This is a genomic window from Mesorhizobium sp. M2D.F.Ca.ET.226.01.1.1, from assembly GCF_004022705.2.
Taxonomy (GTDB): Bacteria; Pseudomonadota; Alphaproteobacteria; order Rhizobiales; family Rhizobiaceae; genus Mesorhizobium.
In genome coordinates, this window is record NZ_RZOY02000013.1 from 152,567 (window position 1) to 173,716 (window position 21,150).

General features: G+C 65.4%; 20 protein-coding genes, 1 tRNA gene and 1 pseudogene. 7 read left to right on the plus strand and 15 right to left on the minus strand.

Annotated features, from left to right (window positions below; genetic code table 11):
- Window positions 1-38: 38 nt before the first annotated feature.
- On the minus strand, window positions 39-515 hold the full coding sequence (locus tag EN869_RS26945; protein ID WP_095819213.1) for an Lrp/AsnC family transcriptional regulator: 477 nt from the start codon (window positions 513-515) through the stop codon (window positions 39-41).
- 224 nt (window positions 516-739) lie between these two features.
- Between EN869_RS26945 and EN869_RS26950 the strand changes: the two genes are divergently transcribed.
- Entirely contained in the window at window positions 740-2,065 is a 1,326-nt protein-coding gene (locus tag EN869_RS26950; RefSeq protein WP_127229839.1) for an FAD-binding oxidoreductase, read from the plus strand.
- A 26-nt stretch (window positions 2,066-2,091) separates the two neighbouring features.
- Here the strand turns inward: EN869_RS26950 and EN869_RS26955 are convergent, their stop codons facing one another.
- The 5 genes from EN869_RS26955 to EN869_RS26975 form a co-directional block, all read right to left on the minus strand.
- A complete protein-coding gene (locus EN869_RS26955) occupies window positions 2,092-3,459 on the minus strand; it encodes an FAD/NAD(P)-binding oxidoreductase (RefSeq protein ID WP_127229840.1) in 1,368 nt (455 codons plus the stop codon).
- A complete protein-coding gene (locus tag EN869_RS26960) occupies window positions 3,456-3,758 on the minus strand; it encodes a (2Fe-2S)-binding protein (RefSeq protein ID WP_127229841.1) in 303 nt (100 codons plus the stop codon). Before EN869_RS26960 ends, EN869_RS26955 begins: the two co-directional genes overlap by 4 nt.
- Complete coding sequence (locus EN869_RS26965) at window positions 3,755-5,740, minus strand: hydantoinase B/oxoprolinase family protein (RefSeq protein ID WP_127229842.1); 1,986 nt, start codon at window positions 5,738-5,740, stop codon at window positions 3,755-3,757. Before EN869_RS26965 ends, EN869_RS26960 begins: the two co-directional genes overlap by 4 nt.
- Window positions 5,741-5,745: 5 nt before the next feature.
- Window positions 5,746-7,824 (minus strand): hydantoinase/oxoprolinase family protein, encoded by a 2,079-nt coding sequence (locus EN869_RS26970; protein ID WP_127229843.1) that lies wholly within the window; start codon window positions 7,822-7,824, stop codon window positions 5,746-5,748.
- Between the two features lie 89 nt (window positions 7,825-7,913).
- On the minus strand, window positions 7,914-8,819 hold the full coding sequence (locus tag EN869_RS26975; protein ID WP_127229844.1) for a LysR family transcriptional regulator: 906 nt from the start codon (window positions 8,817-8,819) through the stop codon (window positions 7,914-7,916).
- Window positions 8,820-8,921: 102 nt separating this feature from the next.
- Between EN869_RS26975 and EN869_RS26980 the strand changes: the two genes are divergently transcribed.
- Both EN869_RS26980 and EN869_RS35220 read left to right on the plus strand, forming a co-directional pair.
- Window positions 8,922-10,040: an FAD-binding oxidoreductase gene (locus EN869_RS26980; protein ID WP_127229905.1), complete on the plus strand. Its 1,119-nt coding sequence runs from the start codon at window positions 8,922-8,924 to the stop codon at window positions 10,038-10,040.
- A gap of 77 nt (window positions 10,041-10,117) precedes the next feature.
- Window positions 10,118-10,213 (plus strand): annotated as a pseudogene (locus EN869_RS35220) (integrase); the annotation flags it as partial.
- Window positions 10,214-10,404: 191 nt separating this feature from the next.
- Here the strand turns inward: EN869_RS35220 and EN869_RS26990 are convergent.
- A tRNA-Ile gene (locus tag EN869_RS26990) sits at window positions 10,405-10,480 on the minus strand.
- Window positions 10,481-10,700: 220 nt separating this feature from the next.
- Here EN869_RS26990 and EN869_RS26995 point away from each other — a divergent pair.
- Window positions 10,701-11,411, plus strand: a complete 711-nt coding sequence (locus EN869_RS26995) for an SIMPL domain-containing protein (protein WP_127229845.1) — start codon at window positions 10,701-10,703, stop codon at window positions 11,409-11,411.
- 235 nt (window positions 11,412-11,646) lie between these two features.
- Here the strand turns inward: EN869_RS26995 and EN869_RS27000 are convergent, their stop codons facing one another.
- The 3 genes from EN869_RS27000 to EN869_RS35225 all read right to left on the minus strand — a co-directional run bounded on the left by EN869_RS27000 (window position 11,647) and on the right by EN869_RS35225 (window position 13,452).
- Window positions 11,647-12,006: a hypothetical protein gene (locus EN869_RS27000; RefSeq protein WP_127229846.1), complete on the minus strand. Its 360-nt coding sequence runs from the start codon at window positions 12,004-12,006 to the stop codon at window positions 11,647-11,649.
- A 263-nt stretch (window positions 12,007-12,269) separates the two neighbouring features.
- Window positions 12,270-12,716, minus strand: coding sequence for a YcgN family cysteine cluster protein (locus tag EN869_RS27005; RefSeq protein ID WP_127229847.1), 447 nt, complete (start codon window positions 12,714-12,716; stop codon window positions 12,270-12,272).
- A gap of 67 nt (window positions 12,717-12,783) precedes the next feature.
- The gene (locus EN869_RS35225; RefSeq protein WP_245512384.1) at window positions 12,784-13,452 is read right to left on the minus strand and encodes a hypothetical protein; all 669 of its coding nucleotides are present in this window, start codon (window positions 13,450-13,452) and stop codon (window positions 12,784-12,786) included.
- On the opposite strand from EN869_RS35225, the gene EN869_RS27010 reads away from it, so the two are divergent.
- Entirely contained in the window at window positions 13,414-15,249 is a 1,836-nt protein-coding gene (locus tag EN869_RS27010; protein WP_245489643.1) for an OmpA family protein, read from the plus strand. The genes EN869_RS35225 and EN869_RS27010 overlap by 39 nt on opposite strands.
- A gap of 302 nt (window positions 15,250-15,551) precedes the next feature.
- Complete coding sequence (locus tag EN869_RS27015; RefSeq protein WP_127229849.1) at window positions 15,552-16,070, plus strand: TIGR00645 family protein; 519 nt, start codon at window positions 15,552-15,554, stop codon at window positions 16,068-16,070.
- Between the two features lie 15 nt (window positions 16,071-16,085).
- Here EN869_RS27015 and EN869_RS27020 read toward each other — a convergent pair whose 3' ends face one another.
- From EN869_RS27020 to EN869_RS27030, 3 genes are all read right to left on the minus strand, one after another.
- Window positions 16,086-16,952, minus strand: a complete 867-nt coding sequence (locus EN869_RS27020) for an NAD(P)-dependent oxidoreductase (protein ID WP_127229850.1) — start codon at window positions 16,950-16,952, stop codon at window positions 16,086-16,088.
- 96 nt (window positions 16,953-17,048) lie between these two features.
- Window positions 17,049-17,690: a helix-turn-helix transcriptional regulator gene (locus EN869_RS27025; protein ID WP_127229851.1), complete on the minus strand. Its 642-nt coding sequence runs from the start codon at window positions 17,688-17,690 to the stop codon at window positions 17,049-17,051.
- 8 nt (window positions 17,691-17,698) lie between these two features.
- On the minus strand, window positions 17,699-18,574 hold the full coding sequence (locus EN869_RS27030; protein ID WP_127229852.1) for a S1C family serine protease: 876 nt from the start codon (window positions 18,572-18,574) through the stop codon (window positions 17,699-17,701).
- Window positions 18,575-18,742: 168 nt separating this feature from the next.
- On the opposite strand from EN869_RS27030, the gene EN869_RS27035 reads away from it, so the two are divergent.
- Window positions 18,743-19,687, plus strand: a complete 945-nt coding sequence (locus tag EN869_RS27035) for a trypsin-like peptidase domain-containing protein (protein WP_127229853.1) — start codon at window positions 18,743-18,745, stop codon at window positions 19,685-19,687.
- A gap of 3 nt (window positions 19,688-19,690) precedes the next feature.
- Here the strand turns inward: EN869_RS27035 and EN869_RS27040 are convergent, their stop codons facing one another.
- Entirely contained in the window at window positions 19,691-20,647 is a 957-nt protein-coding gene (locus EN869_RS27040) for an arginase family protein (protein WP_245512385.1), read from the minus strand.
- 58 nt (window positions 20,648-20,705) lie between these two features.
- The gene (locus EN869_RS27045) at window positions 20,706-21,131 is read right to left on the minus strand and encodes a VOC family protein (RefSeq protein WP_127229854.1); all 426 of its coding nucleotides are present in this window, start codon (window positions 21,129-21,131) and stop codon (window positions 20,706-20,708) included.
- Between the last annotated feature and the right edge of the window lie 19 nt (window positions 21,132-21,150).

Consider the following 21,150-nt stretch of genomic DNA (forward strand, 5'->3'; position numbering starts at 1 on the left):
ATTGCGTAAGGACAAACAGTCAGAGGGCCAACGGGCTCTCACATCGGGAACAGGCTGGGCAGCGGCATGTGCGCCTTGACGATGGGAGACTTCAACACGACGAAGCTGAAATACTTGTCGATGCCGATATCCATGTCGGTCAGCCGCTCCATGATCGACTGATACTCGCCGATTCCGGCGGTGACGAATTTCATCAGGTAGTCGTAGCCACCCGAGACGAGGTGGCATTCGATGACCTGATCGATCTTTTCCACGACGGCGAGGAAGCGGGCGAAGTCGACCTGGCGATGGTTCTTCAAGGTGATCTCGGTGAACACCGTCAGCGTCTGGCCGAGCTTGCCTATATTGACCTGCGCCGAGTAGCCCTCGATGTAGCCCTCGGACTGCAGCTTCTTGACCCGCATCAGGCACGGGCTCGGCGACAGATGCACCAGCTCGGCCAGTTCGACATTGGTGATGCGCCCGTTCTTCTGCAGTTCGTGCAGAATCTTGATGTCGATCCGATCCAGTTTCATGGGCTGTCTCCGAGGAAGAGTGCTACAGCACAAAATGCTGCCATGCTGGTGACCGCCGAGACTACCATAGGCCGCTGGCCTGTCCATCCGAGCCGACACCGCTTTGAAACGCAGGGTCTGGCGATTTCAATGGGATTGCCGGAACAAAATTCTGCTTGTGCCTCAACTGCGGCAGCGGCTGCCTGCGCAACGCGATAAACTGGCGCTTCAAGGCAGAGAGGATCATGCGCGCGCCGCTGCAGCAAATCGAGACATCTGGCGAACTGCCGCAATCCGCCGATGCAGTGATCATCGGCGGCGGCATCGTCGGTGTTTTCGCGGCCTATTACCTGGCGCGGCGCGGCCTGAAAGTCGCGCTCGTCGAAAAGGGACGCATCGGCGCCGAGCAGTCCTCGAGGAACTGGGGATGGTGCCGGCAACAGAACCGCGATGCCCGCGAGCTGCCGATGGCGAGCCACAGCCTCGATCTGTGGGATCGCTTTGCGACCGACACCGGCGAGGAGACCGGCTTTCGCCGCTGCGGCCTGCTCTACCTCAGCAATGACGAGGCGGAACTGTCCGGATGGGCGCGCTGGCGCGACTTCGCCAGAACTGCTGGCGTCACCACGCACATGCTCGATAGCGCCGAGGCCAGCGAACGAGGTCACGCCACCGGCCGGACCTGGAAGGGCGGCGTCTTCTCGCCGACCGACGGCACCGCCGACCCATCGCGGGCCGCGCCTGCGGTCGCCCGCGCCATTCTGAAGCTCGGCGGCACCCTGCGCGAGAATTGCGCCGCGCGCGGCATCGAGACCGAGGGCGGGCGCCTGAGTGGCGTGGTCACCGAAAGCGGAACCATCCGGACGAAATTGGCGGTGATGGCCGGCGGCGCCTGGGCGTCCTCCTTTTGCCACCAGTTCGGCTTCCGCTTTCCGCAAGCATCGATCCGCTCTTCGATCATGTCGGTCTCGCCCGGCGCCGAAGGCCTGCCTGATGCGCTGCACACGGCCAAGATCTCTGTCACGCGCCGCGGCGACGGCGGCTACACGCTCGCCATCAGCGGGCGCGGGCGCGTCGACGTGACGCCGCAGCAACTGCGCTTTTCCTCGCAGTTCGTCCCGATGTTCCTGAAGCGGTGGCGCAGCCTCGCGCCCGGCGGCCTGCAAGGTGCGCTTTCGGGCCACGAAACGCTGAGACGCTGGCGCCTCGACCGGCCGACGCCGATGGAGCGCATGCGCATCCTCGATCCGGCTCCGGATCAGTCGACCATCCGCCTGACGCATGCCCGCGCGCTCGAACTTCTGCCCGATCTCAGAAAGACCCGGATAAGTGCGGCCTGGGCAGGCTATATCGACAGCACACCGGACGGCGTGCCGGCCATCGGCGCGATTCATTCCGTTCCAGGCTTTTTCCTGGCCGCCGGATTTTCCGGACATGGCTTCGGCATCGGACCCGGCGCCGGGCACCTCGTCGCAGATCTGGTGACCGGGGCGGAGCCGATCGTCGATCCGGCTTCCTATGATCCGCGGCGCTTCGACGCTTCGTCCTGGGGCAAGGTCGCCGACTTCTAGGGCTGGCCGTGACTTTCGCGGTCGCATCAGTCGCCCCGCAGAAAGGCGCCGATCGGCGCCGGTCGGACAGGCGCCTGCCCTCGGAACCGGCCGACGGTATCGGTAGCGCAGCCGGCCTTCGCTGCCACGAGTTCGACGGCAGCCAACTGGCAATAGCGGCCTTGGCAACGTCCCATGCCGGCGCGCGACAGTGACTTCACCCTGTTGGCCTCGCCGCCGCCGAAATCCACGCCGTCGCGCACCGCTCCGGCAGTCACGTTCTCGCAACGGCACACAATCGCCTCGTTGTGCAGTGCTCGCACCATCTCGGCCGGCCAGGGAAAGGCACAAGCCAGACCGCGGGCAAAGCGCTCGAGCCGCGCCAGCTTGCGCAGATCGGCTTGGATGGGAGGCGCCACATGCCCGAGATCCGTGAGGCATGCCGCGGCCGCGAGACGCCCCGCGATCTCCGCCCCGTCCGCGCCGAGGAGACGAGCCCCGTCGCCTGCAAGATAGATGCCGTTGCCGGCCCGCCCCATCGCATCGGTCTTCGGCAGCCATTGCCGCCACTGCTCGTCATAGTCGAAGACGCATCCCGTCAGGTCGGCCAGATGCGTCTCCGCCCGCAGGTGCCAGCCCATGCCGACCATGTCGCATGGGGTGATGCGCTGCCGTCCGCGGGCATCACGCCAGCGCATCGCCGTGACGCCCGACGCGTCCGCTTCGATGCGCTCCAACGTTACGCCCGAATGATAGCGGCCACCGAGCCGCGCCCTTAGGGCCAGGCCGCGCAGCGCAACGATCGGCCGGGCCGCGAGTCCGGCGAATCCCCGGATCTGCCGGCGCCAGGAGGATGTATCCAGCACCGCCGTCACGTCGGCTCCGGCCTTGAGGAGTTGTGCGCCGACCAGCGTCAGCAGAGGTCCCGATCCGATGAGAACGATGCGCCGTCCGAGCGCCACGCCCTGCGCCTTGAGCGCGATCTGCGCCGCGCCGAGGCTGTAGACGCCGGCGCTCTGCCAGCCGGGGACCGGAGCGATGCGATCGGAAGCGCCGGTGGCGAGGATCAGGCGGTCGTAGCCGATCACCTGCACCCCGCCCTCCCTCAGCACATGCAGCCGTCCGTCGTGTACCGCGGTGACTGAGTTGCCTGCGTGATGGGTAAGCCGCCCCTCTGCCGCCAACCGGTCGAAGAGCATATGCAGGGCGCGCGCCTTCACTGCCGCCGACCCATAGAGCTGTTTCGGCGTGCGGACAAACCCGTCCGGCGGGCGGCGATAGATCTGCCCGCCGGCGCGATGGCCTTCGTCGATCACCACCGGATGGAGCCCGGCCTGGACCAGCGTTGCCGAGGCCCTGATGCCGGCCGGACCGGCGCCGATGATTACGATTTTCGGCGATGAGGCGTCGCTCACGGCCAGCTCTCCGGCGGCGTCGTGCGCAACAGCATGCCTTCGGTGACAGGCGTGGAGCAAGCGCGCAAACGCGGTCCCTCCTCCTGCCACACCCAGCAATCCTGGCAGGCACCCATCAGGCAGAAGCCTGCGCGCGGCTCAGATCCGAACTCGGAGTTTCGCAACGCGTGTCCTGAAGCCAGCATGGCGGTCAGCACGGTATCGCCGGCAAGCGCTGAGCGCTTCTCGCCGTCGAGAAAGAACTGTACCTCCGCCCGGTCGCGCTCGGCCAGCCGGACGATGCGACCGGCGGTGATCATTCCGCAGCCTCTCGCACCGGTCTCGGGCGTGGCAGTTCGGGAAAGCGTTCGCAGACCGCGTCGAAGGCGGCCTGGACGCCCGCCGGCCCGGTACGCCCTTTCATGCGCCGAAAAATCTCTGTCTTGGCGAAGAACCGCCAGTGAATCGGCAAAGCATCCAGCACGGCGTGCAGCCGGTCATAGGCTGCCGGCGTCCACTGGGCTTCGTAGCCGTCGCGCTCCGGGCCGAAATGGAAATGGCCGGCGGACGGCTCGCGCCGTGCGCGCAATTGCTTCGTCGCCTGCTCGTCGACCTCGCCGTCGCCAAGGACGACGCCATAGTCGCGCTCGGCCGCCGCCGCCGAGAGATAGCCGCGCCGTACATCCTCAGCGACCCGCCAGGGTTCGCGCTGAAGCGGGTCGCCGCGCCCGCCGCCGCCGGCGGAGCGGATCTCGAGCACGTCGCCCGGCTGCAGCACTGCCGTGTCGATGTTACCCAGCCGCCGCTCGTGCTCGGTTCCCGGATTGACGACCATGTCGGACAGGCCGGCCGCTTTGCCGCCCAGCACGCCCCACGGGCGGAAGAAGCTGCGATCGCGGTTGCGCGCCGTGATCCGTGAGTCCGGCGCAAAGACTCGGAACGCCATCTCGGTGGCCAGCCCGCCGCGCCAGCGGCCCGCGCCGCCGCTGTCCCGGGCGAGTCCGTATTTCCCGAACTCGACCGGCGTCTCGGTCTCGGTGATCTCAATCGGCGTGTTCTTCAGATAGGCGGCATCGGCGCCCGATCCATTGGTGCCATCGCGATGCGGCATCGCGCCGCCGCCGCCCACCACAGGGTTCACCGCCGCGATGACGCTGCGGCTGGTGCGCTCGTCGGTGGTCATGACGTTGACGATGCAGTTGTTGCCGGCAGGCGCCGCCGGCAGGCGTTCGGGTACGACTTGCGAGAAGGCCCCGAAGATGACGGACCGCAATCGCGCGCAGGTGAGCGAGCGCATGCCGACGGCGGCGGGATGGACCGGGTTCAGCACTGACCCTTGCGGCGTGATGCAGATAAACGGCCGGGCAAGGCCCGTGTTGAGCAGGATCTTCGGGTTCAGCGTGTAAAGCACGTAGTAGACGCCGACGAGCAGCATGGTGTGGCGCGGATCGCCGCCCGAAGGGACGTTGAGCGAGGAGCCGAGCTGCGGATCGGAGCCGGTGAAGTCGAGGACCGCCTCGTCGCCCTTGATCGTCAGCCTCAGCTTCAGCCGGCATGGGTTGGCTTCGACCGAATCCTCGTCGGCATAGTCGGCGAATTCCCAGGTGCCGTCGGGCATGGCGCGCAGCACGTCGCGCGCCTGCGCCTCGGCGTGATCGAGAAGCGCGGCGACCCCTTCGATGAAGCCGGCCGTGCCGAACTTTTTCACCATCGCCTGAATCTTACGTTCGCCGGTGTTGAGCGCGCCGACCAGCGCCTTGATGTCGCCGATGTTGAGGTCGGGCTTGCGCACATTGGTGCTCATGATGCGCAGGATCGCGTCGTCGAAGACGCCCTCGCGCACCAGCTTCATCGGCGGAAAGCGGATGCCTTCCTGATGGATCTCGGTCAGTGCGCGGCTGAGCGAAGCCGGCACCGCGCCGCCCATGTCGGTGTTGTGGATATGGCCGCCGGTCCAGGCGACGATCTCGCCGTCGACGAACACCGGCTTCCAAAGATGCGTGTCGGGCGCGTGCGTGGCGACATGCCCTGAATAGGGATCGTTGGTGAAGGCGACGTCGCCCGGCCGATAATCATCCACCATCGCGATCGCGCGGTGATAGGAGAGGCCGGGGTACCAGGTGGCGCCGAGTTCCATCGGGACGGCGAAGGTCGCGCCCGATCGGTCCATCAGCATCACCGTGAAGTCCTGCGTTTCCTTGACGAAGGCCGAGTGCGCGGTGCGGTGGAGCGTGTGGGCCATGTTCTCGGCCGCCGCGCGGGCATGGTTGGCCAGAACCTGAAGGTTTGTGCGGTCGAACAACGGCGTCACTCCGCGAAGGTCAGAAGAAGGTTGAGGTGGCGGTCGACCCGAGCCTGCGTTCCGGCGGGGATAGCGAAGGTCGTGTCTTCCTGCACCACCACGGCGGGCCCGAGGAACGTGCTGCCGGGCACCAAGGTCTCCCTGTCGTGGAGGTCGACGGTCTCGATGGCTCGGCCGGTGTAGACCGGGAGCCGGCGCGCCGGACTGGCCGGAGCGTTTATCTCATCGGCTTCCGGGAAGGAGAGCACCGGTCCCGTGCCTATCGCCGACAGGCGGACATTCACAAGCTCGATCGCGCCTTGGGGATCGTGGAAATCGTAGAGCTGCTCGTGGGTGCGGTGAAAGGCTTGCTCGATTGCCTCCACACTGCCCTCCGCCAGCCATTCCGGCGACAGCACGACCTCGATCTCATAACTCTGCCCGAGATAGCGCATGTCGCAGGAGAGATTGAGTTCAGCCGCCGCATCATGCCCCTGGGCTGCAAGCCATTCGCGGCCCTCCTGCGCGAGCGCCTCGAAGGCTTCACGGATCGCGGGAAGCGACGCGGTCGACAGCGGCGCGAAGATGGTGCGGATGAAGTCGCCACGCAGATCCGCCACCAGCCCACCGAGCGCCGACACCACGCCGGGGCGGCGCGGCGCCATGACGCGCTTCATGCCGAGTTCGCGGGCAAGGAAGGCTCCGAGCATCGGGCCGCCGCCGCCAAAGGGCATCAGCGTGAAATCGCGCAGGTCGACGCCGGCGCGCGAGGCAAGTTTCTCGACCTCGACGAACATTTCCGAGACCGCGATATCGAGGATCGCCTGCGCGGTCTGCTCGACCGTACGCCCTAGCCTGGCGGCGAGTTCGCCAACGGCGCGATGCGCCAGTCCGGTATCGATCCTGAGCTGACCATAGGCCATCTCGCTGTGGCCGAGCCATCCGCAGACGACCATGGCGTCCGTTACCGTCGCCTGCGTGCCGCCGCGACCGTAGCATGCCGGTCCTGGCGTCGAGCCCGCCGACTCCGGTCCGACCCGCAGCACCCCTTGCGCATCGACGCTTGCGATCGAGCCGCCGCCGACGCCGATTGAGCTCACCGACACCGATGGGATATGCAGCGGAAACTCGCCGATCAGTTCACCCGTGCCGAACTGCGCCTCGCCGCCGATGATGAGCGCGAAGTCGGCAGAGGTCCCGCCGATGTCGAGTGTAAGGATCTTGTCCTCGCCGGCCTGACGCGCCAGCCATGAGGCGCCGATGACGCCGGAGGCAGTTCCCGACAAAAGCATGTTGACGCAGGCGCGCTTGCCTTCGGCGGCGTTCATCAGCCCGCCATTCGATTTCGTCAGCATCGGGCGGGCCGGCACGCCGCGAGCCTTCAGACGCTCCTCCAGCGCCGTCAGATAGCCCGAGACGCGCGGATGGACATAGCCGTTGAGAATGGCGGTCGAGCTGCGCTCATATTCGCGGATGACCGGCCAGACCTCGGCCGAGGTGAAGACGAAGAGCTCGGGCGCAAGGCGAGCGATCGCCGACTTCACCGAGGCTTCCTGCGCGCCGTTGCGCCAGGCGTGGAGAAAGGAGACGATGATCCCCTGGGCGCCGCCCGCTTTCGCCGCTGCCACCGACCTTTCCACCGCCGCCATATCCGGAGCCTGGGACTCGCTGCCATCGGCGCGCATGCGCGCCGGAATGCCGAAGACCATGTCGCGCGAGATCAGCGGGTCCGGCCGCGAGCAGAACAGCGAATACATATCCGGCATGCGCAGCCGCGCCAGTTCGATGACATCCTCAAAGCCGGCATTGGTGAACAGCGCAAGCGGCGCGCCCTTGCGCTGGATGATGGTGTTGATGCCAACGGTCGTGCCATGCACAAAGCGCGTCATGTGGGTGGGATCGAAGCCCTCGCGTTCGCCGAGAAGCGTGAGGCCGGTCATCAACTCGGCCCCCGGGTCCTCCGGCGTCGTCAGCACCTTCAGCGAAGCGACGCGGCCGGAGTTTGCTTCGAGCGCGCAGAAATCGATGAAGGTCCCGCCGATATCGACGCCGACCTTCCAATCGGCCTCGCTGCGCGCCTCATCCACCGCGATGGCACCGTCCATAATGCGTCCCTTCCTGTCTGCCGACCAAAGCTGGCATAAGCGGGTAGTCAGGGTCCAAGATGGATGAGTGGCAAGGTTATAAGTCTTGCTTATGCCCTATCGTGATGCTCACCGAGAACGGCGGAGCAGGCCGTGCGGATTTCGTCGCGCATCATCTCGTCGGCCCGCGAAAGGGCCCGGGCGCGCGACGTGAGCAGCGCGATCGGGAATTCCGGCCCGGCCGCCAGCGGCCTGACGGTGAGCCCGGCGAACCGATGCCAAGGCAGCAGCGCGTCAACCAGGCCGATGCCCAGGCCGGCCTGGACGAAACCCGCCGCGGAGATAGAGACATCGATCTCCAGCGACGGCGAAAGCGTCACACCTTGCGTGCGGGCAGCGTGGGCCAGTTCGTCAGAGGGACGGGTGTTGCCGCGGTAGGATATCAGTTCCTCGCCGACGAGGTCGGCCAGCGTCAGCTGGGTTTTCCTGGCTAACGCATGCCCGGCGGGCAGCAGGCAGGCGAAGCCGACGCTGCCGATCACTTCAGCCTCGATATCGGGCGGCAAACGGTCGTCCAGGGCCACGCCGAGGCTGGCATCGCCAGCGCGCAGCATGTCAATGATCGCCGCGATCGGTGCCATCTGGGAACGCAGCAATATGTCGGGATGCTGCGCCCGGAATCTGGTGAAGGCGCGCGGCAAGATCGCCATGGCCGGCGGCGGCGACGCCGCGACCCGCACCAGTCCGGTCCGACCCAGCCGGAGGTCGGTGGTCTTGCGGCGCAAGCCATCGAGCCCCGCCGACAGCCTTTCGGCATCGGCAAAGAGTTCAAGCGCCTCAGGGGTCGGCCGCAGCCGCCCCCTCACGCGCTCGAACAGCGTGAAGCCTAGCTCGTCCTCGGTGTGAAGCAATATCTGGCTGAGCGCGGGCTGGGAGATGTTCAGCATCCGCGCCGCGGCGGTCACCGTGCCGGCGCGCATGACGGCGATGAACACTTCGAGCTGCCGGGCCCGCATTGCCACTCCATAGGTATAGCTTATGGGTCTTGCCCAAACCCATCTTTGACGCAATGCCGCGGCGCCCACAAGATGGATGCATTCAAGGACCAAGGAACGACTATGGATGTGATCGTGCTGGGCGGCGGCCTGATGGGGACGGCTTCGGCCTATTTCCTCGCCCGGCGGGGAGCGCGCGTGACGCTGATCGAGCGCAATCGGATCGGCGCAGGCGCGACCGTCGCCTCCTTCGGCAACATCCGGCGCACCGGGCGTCATCTGTCGCAGCTTCCGCTCGCCCACCGCTCGCTCAAGCTCTGGGGCGAGGCCGAAAAAATGCTTGGCCGCGACGTCGAATTCCGCGCCACAGGTCATATCCGACTGATCTTCGATGGGGGAAGTCTTGCCGACATGCGGGCCTACGCTCAAGCGGCACGGCCCTTGGGGCTCGAGTTGGAGGAACTAGGCCCGCGCGAAATCCGCTCCCGGTTTCCCGGCCTCGGTCCTGCAGCGATCGCTGCGTCGTTCTCGCCGCATGACGGCAGCGGCAACCCGCGGCTGATCGCGCCGGCCTTTGCCGAGGCTGCACGTAAGCTGGGTGCGGCAATCGTCGAGAACGCCGAAGTCGAGACGATCAAGCAGACCGGCTCCGGCTTCCTTGTTGCCACCTCGAAAGGCTCGTTCGCCGCCGAATGCCTGCTCAACACCGCCGGCGCCTGGGGCGCGGGCGTCGCCGCGCAATTCGGCGAAACGGTGCCGCTCGACGCACGCGGCCCACAAATGGGCGTGACCGAGCCGCTGCCGCACCGGATCCTGCCCGTGGTCGGCATCTGGACACGCGACAAGGACTACGGCGCCTATCTGCGTCAGGTGGAGCGCGGCAACATCGTCTTCGGGGGCGCGGCCGAAAGAGTGACGGTAGGCCTTGATCCAGGCCATGCGAAGGCCGATCCCATGCGCCTTCCGGTGCAATTGCGCGCCGTGGCGCGCCTGCTGCCGGCGATCGCCAAGGTCGCAGTCATCCGCACTTGGTCCGGCTGCGAAGGCTATGTGCGCGACATGCTGCCGGTCATGGGTCGCTCGGCGACGACGCCGGGCCTGTTCCACGCCTTCGGCTTCTGCGGGCACGGCTTCCAGCTCGGCCCGGGCGTCGGCGACGCCATGGCCGAGCTTATGATCACCGACAAATGCGAAACGCCGCTGGACGATTTCAGAGTGGACCGCTTTAGCCGCGCGGCCTAACGAACGAAATCGATCACGATTGGCTCCCCCGGAGAGCCGTTCTACGCCAAGTCGCTGACTGGAATGATGGCGCATTGGTGCAAGCTTGCCGGTTTGCCGAAGCGCTGACCCTGCATGGACTAAGGAAGGCGCTTGGCGTCTATCTGGCCGAGGCAGAGGCTTCGACCAGGCAGCTCATGAATGTGCTCGGTCACGACGACGTCGAACATGCCGAGCTCTATTCGCGCGAGGCATCGCAGGTACAGCTGGCAGTCCAGGGGATGGATCGATTCTTGCGTCTGGCCACACGCAAGCCGATGCTTGGCGAACCTGTTGGCGAAACTCGTGGCGAATCACCCTATAAAGCATTGATAAATAACGATAATGGTGGGCCCGGAGGGACTCGAACCCCCAACCAAGCGGTTATGAGCCGCCGGCTCTAACCATTGAGCTACAGGCCCCACGCGGGCTGGCTTAGTGTTTTTCTTGTCCTCGCACAAGGCTTTCGAAGACGCTGGCGCCAAACGCCAAAATCAGCCCATATTCGCGCCGTAGAGCGGCCTGCGCCCATATGGCGCGAAACAGGTCCGGGCTTTGCGCCGCGCTGCCGTATCGATGCCATTGCGGGTCGAGGCGGATGCTGCGCGAAGCGCGCCGGACCGCAGACATCGAGGAGTTTTCATGACCAGACATCTTTTGCCCATCGCGCTCGCTGCCGTGGTCGCGTTCCCGGCGCTGGCAAGCGCCGCCGACACACAGCCGCCTCCCCGCATCATCGTATCGGGTGAAGGCGAAGCGACGGTGGCGCCGGACATGGGGATCCTCTCGCTCAGCGTCATGCGCGAGGCAAAAAGCGCGCGCGAGGCGCTCGATGCCAATAACGACGCCATGGCCGCGGTGATTGCGGCCATGAAATCCGCCGGCATTGTCGATCGCGACCTGCAGACGGCGGGCATCCAGATCAACCCGCGCTACAACTACACCAACAAGGCCGACGGCAGCCAGGAAGCCGAGCTCGTCGCCTACCAGGTGACCAACACGCTTTCGGTGCGCGTGCGCGACGTCGACAAGACCGGCGAGATCCTCGACAAGGCGGTATCGCTCGGCGTCAACCAGGGCGGCGGCATCGCCTTCACCAATGACGATCCGAAGGCGACGATCACCGAGGCGCGCAAGAAGGCTGTCGCCGATGCGATGGCGAAGGCGAAGACGCTTGCCGAAGCCGCCGGCGTCAGCCTGGGCAAGGTGCTCGAGATCACCGACCAGAACATTGCGCCGGTGCCGATGCCGATGGCCGCCAAGTCCTTCGATGCCGCCCGTTCGGCCGTGCCGGTACAGGCTGGCGAGAACTCCTACAACGTCCAGGTCACGGTTACCTTCGAGTTGAAATGACATCCGGCCCGCATCGCGGGCATGCCGTCAACAAAAGCCCCGGAGGATCGATCCTCCGGGGCTTTTTTCGAGCCGCGCCTCACCTCGAGGGGCTCCGCTAGTCAGGATTGATCCTCGCAAAGGATCATATCCACAGGCGATCGTCGCAGAGGATCGTCCTTTCGAGACTGACCCGTCAGAAGGCCATGTCCTACAGGCGATCCTCGCAGACGATCATCCTTCCCGCTCACACGGCTCAGCGGTAGATGATCGGGCAGCCGCGTTCGTTGGCGAACACCACCACCACGCGGTCGCCATACTGGCGGCCAACCACCTTCACGGTCCGGCGGCTGATGTCGACGATGCGGGCGCGATGCAGGCCCATGCGTTCGGCCTTGTCGAGCGCGCGATCCGGCGAGCAGCTGCGCCAGTCGCGGTCACGGCGCCAGTCGCGGCGGCTATAGTCGTCGTCATCGCCGGAGTAGACGCCGAAACGCGGGTCTTGCCTGTTGCCGAAGCCGAGATAGAGGCTGTCCGCATGCGCCGGGATGACCGCGCCGAGCGTGCTGAGCCCGATAAGGGCCGAAAGTGCCGCCGTCTTGATCGCGTTGAACATCGTCTCTCTCCTTGTTGTGGGCTCTTACCCGTCAAACCGATGGACTGGAAAATGCCTTGTTGAGTCTGAACTTCCCTCGAACCGGTCGTTCATGGCCGGTTCATCTAAGCGCGAACCCGTCAGGGTTCGTCGCTCGTCGTCTAGGCGCGAACCCGCCAGGGTTCGTCGCTCGTCATCTAAAGCGCGAACCCGCCAGGGTTCGTCGCTCGTCGTGCTTAAGCGCGAACCTCAGGGGTCGTCGTTCCCCGTCAAAACGAGCCCTCTCAGGGTTCGTCGTCCAATATATAGTCAAAATAGTCGTCCGGCTCGGCGAGGTCGGTCTCCTTGGCCTTCACCCGCCCCTGGATCGAAATGCCGGCTTCATGAACTGTCTCCGCGCTTCCCGAAACAAGCCTGTGCCACCAGTAGAGGTCGTGGCCCTCGGCGATCAGCCGGTAGGCGCAGGTTTTTGGCAGCCAGGTGATGGTGCGCACATTCTGCGGCGTCAGCCCGACGCAATCGGGCACGCGCGCAAGCCTGTTCTCATAGTCCGAGCAGCGGCATTTGTCGGCATCGAACAGCCGGCAGCCGACGCTCGTCCAGTATATCTCGCCCGTATCCTCGTCCTCGAGCTTCGACAGGCAGCATTTGCCGCAGCCGTCGCAAAGCGATTCCCACTCGGCCGGGGTCATCGTCTCAAGCGTCTTGGTTTTCCAGAATGGCGCGTTCATGCGGCTGGATTTGGATCCCGATGGGCCTCCGGTCAAGCGCTACTGCCACTGTGACCCGGTATCAACATTAGAAAAACACGAAATTGCCTTCAAAAGGCCGGCCGAACATCCTTGGCTGGCGCCCAATGCCTTGTAACGGAACCAATTGCGGTTGATGAAAGTTTGGGCAGGGATGGGACCCCACTAGGAGAAAATTGATATGAAACGCCAACCACGGATTCTGGCGGGCACGGCAATCGGCCTGCTTATGGCATCCGCGCCGTTGGGCGCGTACCCGCTGCAGGGGGGTGTCGCTTCCGGCAACCTGCACAGCGCACCGCTCGTCCTGGCCCAGGCCGCCTGTGCCGAAGGCCAGTCGGCCGAGGAATGCGCCCAACAAGGTGGCGGCCAGAAGGGGGAAGCCGAACAGCCGCGCAAAAAGAAGCGCGAACAGCAGCAGCAAGGCGAATCGGCGCCGGCAGCCGAGCAGGCGGCACCCGCCGAGACCGAGCAACAGCCGCGCAAGAAGCGGCACGAGCAGCAGCAGAGCGAGACGGCACCGGCCGAGCAGGTTGCTCCCGACCAACAGCAGCAGCCGCGCAAGAAGAAGCTCAACCAGCAGCAGCAGAGCGAGACGGCGCCGGCCGAGCAGGTCGCCCCGGACCAGCAGCAGCAACCGCGCAAAAAGAAGCTCAACCAGCAGCAGCAGAGCGAGACGGTGCCGGCCGAGCAGGTCGCCCCGGACCAGCAGCAGCAACCGCGAAAGAAGAAGCTCAATCAGCAACAGCAGAGCGAGACGGCGCCGGCCGAGCAGGTTGCCCCGGACCAGCAGCAGCAACCGCGAAAGAAGAAGTTCAATCAGCAGCAGCAGAGCGAGACGGCGCCGGCCGAGCAGGTCGCCCCGGACCAGCAGCAGCAACTGCGCAAGAAGAAGCTCAATCAGCAGCAGCAAGGCGAGACGGCGCCAGCCGAGCAGGCCACCCCCGAGCAGCAGCAGCAACTGCCTAAGAAGAAGCTCAATCAGCAGCAGGAAGCCGCGCCGGCGGAACAGCCGTCAGAGCAGCCTGCAAATGACAACCAACCTGGGAAGAAACGCAAGCAGGCCCAGCAACCTGCCGAGCAAGGCCAGACCCCTGCCGAGCAGGCGCCCGCAGATCAGGGCTCTCGCAAGCTCAAGCCGTTGCCGGTTCCCGGAACCGAGCAGGCACCGGCTCAGGAGGAACAGCCTTCGAACCAGAACAAGAAGCAAGCCAAGAAGCCGCTGACGGAGCAGCCCGCGACGGGGCAGCAGCAGCCTGCCACGGGCGAACAGCCTGCCAACAACAACCAGCCGGCCAACAATAACCAGCCCGAGAATGGCGGCAATGCGGCGCAGGGCGCGGCGCCCGCCAACCCGAACGAGGCCCCTGTCCTGGACAGCCAGAAGGACGCCATGCGCAGACACAAGGGCCGTCAGCCAGCCGGCCAGAATGAGAATGGCCAAGCAGGCGTCGAGCAAGGCGGCAACCAGGCCGGGCAGCAAGCCGAAAAGCAGGCACCTGTCAATCAGGGGCCGCCGCCCACCGACGACAAAACGGCGCAGCAGGCGATCAAGCCTGAAAAGATCGTTCCTGCCACCGAAGAAAAAGGCAAGCGCGTCGACCTCACGCCCCAGGAGGTTGTCCGCGAGCGCCAACGGCCGCAGGGCGCGGACGTGGTGAAGCAGCTCGGCGACCGTGTGATCCTCCAATTCAACAACCAGACCTTCGTCGAAAGCAACGAAGCGCCTCGCATCAGCCGCGGCGCCAGGGACGTCTACTACGAGGATCTGTCGGGCGGCCGCACTCGCGAAATCGTGGAGCGCGACAACGGCGTCAGGATCATCACCATCCGCAACCGTAATGGCGACGTCATCCGGCGATCGCGCATTACACCGGATGGCCGCGAATATGTGCTGACCTACGTCGACGAGCGCTACTATAACGATGTCGACGAGTGGCGCGATCCCGGCGACGAGCTGCCGCCGATGCGCCTCGACATCCCGCAGCGGGACTACATCCTGAACTCTGAGGATGTCGAAAGCGACGACGACTACTACACCTTCCTCGAGCGGCCGCCGGTGGAAAGGGTGCAGCGTCTCTACTCGATTGACGAAGTGAAGCGGTCGGCCCGCGTGCGCGACATCGCCCGGCGTATCGATCTCGACACGCTGAACTTCGACTTCGGCTCGGCTACGATCTCGGACGCCGAAGTGCAAAAGCTAGAAGGCGTCGCCAACGCCATGGAAAAGCTTTTGAAGAAGAACCCGGCGGAAACCTTCCTGATCGAAGGCCACACCGACGCCGTCGGCACGCCGGAGGCAAATCTTGCCCTCTCGGATCGCCGTGCCGAAGCCGTTGCCGAGGCACTGACCAATGCCTTTGGCATCCCGGCCGAGAACCTCACCACGCAGGGCTATGGCGAGCAATATCTCAAGGTGAACACGCCCGGTCCGAACCGTGAGAACCGGCGTGTCGCCATCCGCCGCATCACCTCGCTTGTGGCGCCGGTGGCGAGCAATAGCGATCAGCAATGATCGTTTGATTTCAATATCCTGATCGGACTTTTGGAATCAGCGCTTGAGATGAAGGCCCGTCCGCGTCGGACGGGCCTTCTCCTTTCCTGGCTCAAGAAGATTTGTCCTGTCGATTCGAGCTAACTCATTGAATTGCCGCATTGCGACACCCAAATTCGATGCAGGGCGTTCCCTGCCCTGTCCCGACTCCAGCGGGACATGACTGAGCCCCGCCGGTCCCCCTCTCCGGCGGGGTTTTTGCCTTGAAAACCGGCCCCGTCTGGCCGAAATACCCTTTTACCGCAACTTGACCGGAACCCTTCATGAAGCGTCTCGAACTCGCCATCGAATCCGTCATCCTCGCCTCGCGCTGGCTGCTGGTCGCCTTCTATCTCGGGCTCGGCGTGGCGCTCGCGACATATGCCCTGTCCTTCGGCAAGAAACTTTTTGAGTTTGTGATCAGCGCCTTCACGCTCGGCGACACTGACACGATTCTGAAGATGCTCGGCCTGATCGATGCCGCGCTGGTCGCCTCGCTGGTGGTGATGGTGATCATCTCGGGCTACGAGAATTTCGTCAGCCGCTTCGACGAGCAGGACGGCGAGGTCCATTGGCTGGGAACGATTGATGTCGGCTCGCTGAAGGTCAAGGTCGCCTCGACCATCGTCGCGATCTCGTCGATCCACCTGCTGCAGGTCTTCCTCAACCATGCTTCCTACACGACGGAGCAGCTGATGTGGCTGACCATCATGCATCTGGCCTTCGTGCTTTCGGCGCTGATGCTGGCCTATATCGACCGCGTCATGGCGCTGGCCAAGGGCAAGAAGGCCGCGGCGGAGTAAGATCGGCCGCGACCTTCAGTAAATTCTTCTGACCTTCGTCTGCGAGTTCGCAAACACCTCGTCGGGGACGAAGAAGTCGCCAGCGAGTTGATCGGCCGCGCCCGGCGCGTAGACCGAAAAGTCCGTCACACCTTCGGCGCGCAGCACCTCCTCATCGATGTAGAAATTACCGGTCGCCTCGCGTGACGGGCGCATGAAGATCGCATACGCCGCGTCGGCCACGATGTCGGGTGAGCGGCTCATCGCCGCCACTGTCGCGCCGCCGAGAAGGTTGCGCACGGCGGCGGTATCGATGGTCGAGATCGGCCACAATGAATTCACCGCGATGCCGTCCTTGGCGAACTCCGCGCTCATGCCAAGCGTGCACATCGACATGCCGAACTTCGCCATCGTGTAGGCGACATGATTCTTGAACCACTTGGCCTTCATGTCGAGCGGCGGCGCCAGATTGAGGATATGCGGGTTCTTCGCCGACTTCAGGTGCGGGATGCACGTCTTGGAGGCCAGGAAGGTGCCGCGCGTGTTGATCTGATGCATTAGATCGTAGCGCTTCATGTCGGTCTCCAGCGTGCCGGTGAGCTGGATGGCGCTGGCATTGTTGACGCAGATGTCGATGCCGCCGAAGCGCTCCACCGTCTTGGCCACCGCGTCGGCGACCTGCGCTTCGTCGCGGATGTCGCAAAGCACCGGCAGCGCCTTGCCGCCGGCCTGCTCGATCTCTTGCGCCGCCGTGTAGATCGTGCCCGGCAGTTTCGGATGTGGCTCGGCCGTCTTCGCGGCGATCGTCACATTGGCGCCGTCGCGCGCCGCCCTGAGCGCGATCGCCAGCCCGATGCCGCGCGATCCGCCCGAGATGAACAGCGTCTTTCCGTTGAGCGGCATCTTTGCTTCCTCCCTCTGCATATGGGAGGCAAATTGCGCGGCAGACGGCTGTGGCGCAAGGGCCAAGGCGGATTACGCAGCGTCGCGCCGGAAGGGCTAGACCAGCACCAGTCCCTGCCGCATCGCAATCGCGATCGCATCGGTGCGGTTGGCGGCGCCGAGCTTGATCAGGATGGCGGCGACATGGAACTTCGCCGTGTGTACGGAAATGTTGAGCCGCCTGGCGATCACCTTGTTCGGCGCGCCTTCCGCCAGCAGCGCCAGCACTTCCGCCTCGCGCGGCGACAAGGCTGGGCGAGCCTGATTGTCGTCCGGTACATCCTCGTCGGCGAGGGCGTCATGGAAATCGGCATGCGCGACCTCCGGCGATCCTAACCTGCTTATGTGATAGCCGGAGGCGGCCAACCGCGCCGCGGCGGCGATCAACAGGCTATCCGCCGACTGCGGCAGCACGGCAACCACGTTGCCGGAAAGCCGCTCGTGGCCGCTGCGACGGGAAAGCAGCACGACCGGCATCGTCAAGCCGACGGCCCGGCTTTCCAAAGCCGTGTCGTCGGTCACCGCGACGTCCGCCGCCTGACCGGTGCTCCCGGCCAGTGTCGGCAGCAGATCGTCGCTGGCGGCGAGCGCATCGGCAAGCTGCTCGGCGCGCTGGGCATCACCGAGCGCCACCAGAACCGTCAGCCGGTGGGCTGACGGTTCCGTTCTTGCGATCACTTGTGCTGCGCTGCTTGCCATCAGCCCTCTCAGCTCAGCGGCTTTTCGCCGATGGTGATAGACACGTCGCGCTCGGCGCCGCTGCTAGAAACACCGAGCGTCACGGTCGTGCCGGCACTGTCCGGACCGAGCTTGCGGATCAGCTCGCGCGGGCCGTGCACCGCCTCCCCATTCCAGGCGACGACGATGTCACCGACATGCAGGCCGGCGGCCTTGGCCGGGCCGTTGTCGTCGAGGCTCATCACCATGGCGCCCTTCGTGTCGCCATTGCGGATCGGATGCAGCCCGGCGCCAAGGTAGCCACGCGCCACATGACCCTTTTCGCGCAGCGTCGCCACCGCCCGCTCGATCGTCTCATAGGGCATCACCAGGGCTCGCCGGCGCGGCCCAAACAAGAGCATGCCGATCAGGCCGCCCTTGGCGTCGAGCACCGGCCCACCCTCGAAGCGACCGCCGGTGTTGATGGCGAGGTTGATGCGCCGGTCGATGGTGCCGCCGCGCATGGAGCGCCAAGCCGGACCGACCTCGCCGACCGAGCCGAACACCGCAAGCGCGGCGCCCTCGGTGCTGCCGACGGCGATCGCCAGATTGCCGGGCCGCACAGTGCCAGCCTGAGTGAGTTGCGGCAAACCGGCAGCGCCGGAAGCCGGCTTCAGCAGGGCAACGCCCGTCGATGGATCGCGGCCGACGAGTTCCGCCTTGGCGGTTTCGCCGGAGGCCAGCGTCAATTCGATTTCCTCGCCGGTTTCGACCGCTTCCTCGGCGGTGACAAAGTAGCCGTCGCGCCAATGGAAGGCGCTCGCGGTGCGGTGATGGTGCGTGACGAAACTCGCCAGCGCCGGAGCAGCGGTGGCCGCGACATCGGCGATCGCGTCGGAAAAGGCACTGAGATTGAAGTCGCTCATAAGACTGTCTCCTGGGTTCGGTGACCCAGATATCGCTCCATAGTGCCGTCGCGGGTACTCGCCTGACGGCTAGTCGGCAGCCGGACTGGCCATTTGGTCAGGTCGCGGCACATGCGGCCGCTCCGCACATATAGTCATCATTCCGCAAGATCACATGGGAACACACCGATGGCTTTCGCAGCCGAAAAACTTCCATCCGATGACACCTTGCTCGACGCCTACTCGGCATCCGTCGCCGACGCTGTCGACCGCATCGGTCCGGCCGTCTGCCGCATCGAGCGCATCGGCGCCGGCGGCCATGGCTCCGGCTTCGTCATCGCGCAGGATGGGCTCATTGTCACCAACTTCCATGTCGTCGGTGACGCGCGCGCCGTGCGCGTGACGATGCCGGACGGCGCCGCGCGCGAAGGCCACGTGCTTGGGCGCGATCCGGATACCGACATAGCGCTGGTCCGGGCCGACGGCAATTTTGCCGACGTCGCGCCGCTCGGCGATTCCAAGCGCCTGCGCCGCGGCCAGATCGCGATCGCCATCGGCAATCCGCTTGGCTTCGAATGGACCGTGACCGCCGGCGTCGTCTCCGCGCTCGGCCGCTCGATGCGCGCCTCGACCGGCCGGCTGATCGACGACGTCATCCAGACCGATGCAGCGCTCAATCCCGGCAATTCCGGCGGGCCGCTGGTGTCGTCGGCCGGCGAGGTGATCGGCGTCAACACCGCCATGATCCACGGCGCTCAAGGAATCGCCTTCGCGGTCGCTTCCAACACCGCCAATTTCGTCATCTCCGAGATCATCCGCTTCGGCCGCGTGCGCCGGGCCTTCATCGGCGTCTCCGCCGACACGACCAACCTGCCGCGCCGCGCCGCACTCCTGTCGCAGGTGACCACGAACACGGCGGTGCGCCTGCGCAGCGTCGAGAAGAACGGACCCGCCGCCAAGGCCGGTCTGAAGGAAGGGGACATCATCGCGGCAATAGACGGACGGCCGGTCACCGGCGTCGACGATCTGGTGCGCATCCTCGACGCCGAGCGCATCGGCCGCGAAACGCTCTGCACCGTCGTGCGCCGCACCGGCGTCAGCCAGGTGGCGGTGGTGCCGGTGGCTCGGAGTTGATCCCTATGCGGGTCTGACGACCCGCTCGAGCAGCGACACCAGCAACAGTGCCAACTCGCCGGTCGGATCGAGTTCCGGGTCAAAGATCGTCATATCCATGCCGATGCATCGCCGGTCTTCCGCCAATGGCGACAGGATCGCCACGAGATTGTCGAGATCGATGCCGGGACTGCCGGGCGAATCCACGGCCGGCATCACCGTCTGGTCGAGCACATCGACATCGAGATGCAGCCAATAGGGGCAATCGGCGCGCGCCAGGGCTGCCCATGTGTGGTCCAGCACTCCCGCCGAGCCCATTTCCCGGACCGCGAAGACGTCGATGCGTGTGATCGCGGTCGCGTTGATATCGGCCCAAGCAAAGTCGGGATCGCGGCTGTTGCGCTCGCCGATCTGCACCACCGCTTCGTCCGCGACCAGCGGACCGGCAATGCCCGGCCATTCGGTGAGCAGCGGCTCACCCCGCCCGGTGGCAAGAGCCAGATCCATGCCGGCGGCCGAGCCGAGTGTAGCGTTGGCATCGTAGTTGCCGGGATGGCGGAAATCGCTGTGGCCGTCGACATGCACCAGCGCGACGGGACCCGATCGCCGCGCGGCCGCCAACGCGCCGAGCAGCACCGAGCAATCACCGCCGATGACCAGCGGCCACTCGCCGCGCACGAGCGCATCGGCGACTGCATCTGCCAATTCGAGGTTGAAGCGGCGAATCGCATGGCCGTTGCGCAGCCGGGTGCCGGGCTCCGGTGAGGCGCTGTAGGCCGGCCGCTCCAGATCGATCACAGCGGCAGGCGCCACGGTTTCGACGAGACCGGCCTTGGTCAAAGCCTCCGGTGCCCGCCAGGTACCGGGAACGTGGCCAGGCCGCAAAGGCCGCAACCCGAGATTGGAGGGCGCACGAAAAAGGCATGTGTCCCGCATGCGGCAGAATCCGGTTTCAACACTCTTGCCAGCATAGATCGCCACGAAGGTTTCCGGCCATATAGTCGGAGCCGAATGCCGACATATGCCGCGAGCGCGAAGCTCAGGCTTGCGCTGCGCCCTTGGCATATTGCGCCAAAAATTCCTCGCTCGGCGGGATCGGCTTGATGACGTCGATCAGCACGCCGTTGGGATCCCTGGTGATGAAATGGCGCTGGCCGAACGGTTCGTCGCGTAGCGTGCGCAGGATCGGCAGGCCGGCGGCGACGACGCGCTCGTAGACGGCGTCGGGATCGCGGACCTCGAAATTGATCAGCAGGCCGGATGTGCGTCCGCGCCCCTCTTGCGGGATCGTCTCATGGTCGCCCTGGACGATGCCGAGATTGACGCGCCGGTCCTCGCTGGAGCGCAGATGGACATACCAGTCGCTCGCAAACAGCGGCTCGAAGCGGAAGTGCGTGACATAAAAATCCGCGGTGCCCGCGACGTCGCCGGTCATCAGCACCGGATAATAGCTGGTCGTCTTCATCTTTCCTTCTCCTCGCATC